We start from the raw sequence: 2,978 nt of genomic DNA on the forward strand, positions 1-2,978 counted from the left end.
CAGTAGTCGTCGTTCGCCGCCGCGTCCGCCTCGTCGTACAACCGGGCCGGCCAGTCCCAGAGCATGAAGCCGCGGACCCAGTCGCGGCGCGCGCACGCCCCGAACGCCGCCTCGTACCAGTCGACCTGCGCCTGCTCGGACGTGGCACCGGGGAGCGCCCAGTCGTTGGGCAGCGCGGGGGAGCCGACGCGGCTGGGGCAGCCGGCCTCCATGAAGAAGAACGGCTTGCCGTGCGCGGCGACCACCGGCTCGATGCGGTCGAGCTGGTTCTCCCAGTCGTCGACCGGGTAGTAGCCCGAGGACGAGATGACGTCGACCGCGTCCCACCAGCCGACGTGGTCCTCCTGGTACTTGTCGCAGTTGTAGGTGACCAGGCCGGGGTAGACCGCGCGGACCTCCGCGACGAGCGCACGCCACTCGGCCTCGCGGCGGTCCGTCTGCACCATCTCGCAGCCGACGCAGAGCATCTCGGCGCCCTCCTCGGCCGCGATGCGCGCGTGGTGGACGATGAACTCGGTGTAGGAGGCGAACCACTCGGACCACGTGGGCTCCGGCGGGACGTCGATGTCGAAGAAGTTGATGTGCGCGCGCCACGTCCCGTTCCGGACGTTGACCACCGGCTTCAGGCAGACCTTGAGGCCGCGCGCCCTGGCCGCCCGGATGGCCCAGCGGACCTCGTCGTCGGTGACGGTCGGCTGCTCGCGGAAGTGGATCTGGGTCGACTGTGCGGTGTCCTGCAGCGCACCGAACGTGACCGCCGTCCAGGTCACCCCGAGCCGCTCGACCATCAGGTCCATCGACCGCTCGGCCTCCGGTCCGCCCCACGTGCCCCGCACGCCGGTCCAGCCCCACGTCATGCCCGCCACGTAGCCGAGGTCATCTCCAGTGATCACGAGAGCAGCCTACCGACTTTCTTCGCCGAGTGAACAAAGGGTCGGGTCAAGTTCGTGGGTCGATCTGCCGAAGGGGTGAGGTGACCGGAGGAAGCGGGCATCCAGCAGGCTGGTACGACGACGGCGTGACGCCCGGCGTCCAGCGGTGGTTCGACGGGACTGCATGGACCGAGACGACGCGTCCGCTCGCTCCTCCCGCGCCCGTCCCCACAGCGGCCTACGCGCACGATGCGGCCTTCGGCCAGCCGGTGGGGTTCGGGGTGCAGACGCCCATGACCTTCGGCTTCGGCGCCGGCTTCGAGACGCCGCGGCAGACCATCGCGCCCTTCGGACAGTCCTTCGGGGCCCCGGGTCAGCCGGGCACCTCCTACGGAACGGCCCTTCCGTTCGGGAGACTCGTCGACGAGGGTGCGGTCCGCTCGGCCCGCCGGGCGACGACCTGGTCGCTCGTGGGTGGCATCGTCGCGATGGTGGTCGGCGGGGCGGTCGCGATCGCCCGGGCACGTGCCCTGGAGCTCGGCGTCTCGGGGAGCAGCGGCAGCTACATCGCGACCGGCGGGCTGATCTCGGCGGCCGTCGCCTTCGTTCGCGCCGGCAAGTCGTACCGGGTCATGGTCGACAAGGGCGGGACCCCGTGGTCGGCCGCGGGCAAGTCGCTCGTGCTCGGTGCCGCCGGGCTCGCCGCGCTGCTGGCCGTCGTCGGTGTGGTGCAGGTGGCGCGCGCGTCGTCGCTCCCTCCGCTCGGCCCGGCGATCGCCGGCTCGTGCTGGACGGTCGAGGGCACGGGCGACGCCCAGGCACTCCAGGTGCGGTGCGAGACCGCGCACGAGTACGTGGGCACGCTCGTCACCCTCGAGAGCGACGGGTCGGACTGTCCCGCGCAGACCTACTCGGTCCTCGACCTGGCCGACGGCACCGGCTTCTACCTCTGCCTCGCCCCCGACCCCTCGCTCGGGTGAGCGCGCCGCTCAGCCCGTGTGCATCCAGGGCGTGAACGTGACGCCGACCAGCAGGCCCTCGGGGCTGAGGAGGCGCGCCGTCGTCTGACCCCAGGGTTCCTCGGTGGCGCCCTTCAGCAGCCGGTGCCCCTTCGCGGTCAGCTCCGCGACGGCCTCGGGGACCGCGGCGACGGATGCGACGTCGAACTCGATCCAGGCCTGCGGGGTCGGCAGGTCCGCGGGCCAGTCCGGCGTGCCGAACGTCGACTGCGCCGCCTGCGCGATCGGCCACAGGGCGAACGCCTTGACGCCCTCGAGGTCGTCGCTGGTGAGGTACCCCGGCGCGGGCTCCTCGAGGGCGATGCCGAGGCCGTCGCCCCAGAACGAGCGGGCGACGTGCGCGTCCCGCGTGATGGGGCCGAAGCCCGCGACGAACGAGATCTCCATGTCCGCCGACGCTAGTCCCGGCCGCCGACAGCCCCCGACGTCACCCCGCGAGGGTCCGGGCGCGCAGCAGGACCGCSTCGAGCATGGCSGGSGTSAGYCGTCCGGTGAAGGTGTTCTGCTGGCTGACGTGGAAGCAGCCGAGGAGCACCACCGTGGCGCCACCCGGTCCGGCGAGGGTCAGCTCGACGCCGTGCCCGAACCGGGGTCGTGGCCGGGGGACGGCCCAGCCCTGCTCGGTGAGCGTCGTCAGCAGGGCCTGCCACCCGAACGCGCCCAGCACCACGACGACCCCCGGCCGCACCAGCTCCAGCTCCCGCGCGAGGTACGGCCCGCAGGTCCGCCGCTCCTGCGGGGTCGGGTCGTTGGCGGGCGGGGCGCACCGGACCGGGGCGGTCACGCGGATGTCGGTCAGGGTGAGGCCGTCGTCGCGGGACACCGAGGTCCCCTGCGACGCGAAGCCCGTGCGGTGCATCGCGGCGAACAGGAAGTCGCCCGACCGGTCGCCGGTGAACATCCGGCCCGTGCGGTTGGCGCCGTGCGCGGCGGGGGCCAGGCCGACGACGAGCACCGCCGCGGCCGGGTCGCCGAAGCCGGGGACCGGCCGCGCCCAGTACGTCTCGTCGCGGAAGGCTGCCCGCTTCTCGACGCCGACGAGCTCGCGCCAGGCGACCAGCCGCGGGCACGCCCGGCACGTGGGGAC

At 73.2% G+C, this 2,978-nt stretch carries 4 protein-coding genes; 1 reads left to right on the forward strand and 3 read right to left on the reverse strand.

Going from position 1 to position 2,978, the window contains the following annotated elements; translation table 11 throughout:
* The coding region (locus AC1DUQ_RS20010; RefSeq protein WP_477074448.1) for a glycoside hydrolase family 113 at window positions 1–893 on the reverse strand (893 nt) is incomplete at its 3' end.
* A gap of 80 nt (window positions 894–973) precedes the next feature.
* Between AC1DUQ_RS20010 and AC1DUQ_RS20015 the strand changes: the two genes are divergently transcribed.
* Entirely contained in the window at window positions 974–1,852 is an 879-nt protein-coding gene (locus tag AC1DUQ_RS20015; RefSeq protein ID WP_477059717.1) for a DUF2510 domain-containing protein, read from the forward strand.
* A 9-nt stretch (window positions 1,853–1,861) separates the two neighbouring features.
* Here the strand turns inward: AC1DUQ_RS20015 and AC1DUQ_RS20020 are convergent, their stop codons facing one another.
* Window positions 1,862–2,278 (reverse strand): VOC family protein, encoded by a 417-nt coding sequence (locus tag AC1DUQ_RS20020; protein WP_477059718.1) that lies wholly within the window; start codon window positions 2,276–2,278, stop codon window positions 1,862–1,864.
* A 40-nt stretch (window positions 2,279–2,318) separates the two neighbouring features.
* The coding region (locus AC1DUQ_RS20025; RefSeq protein ID WP_477074449.1) for a uracil-DNA glycosylase at window positions 2,319–2,978 on the reverse strand (660 nt) is incomplete at its 5' end.

The sequence above is a fragment of the Cellulomonas sp. P4_B5_2 genome (assembly GCF_056402235.1).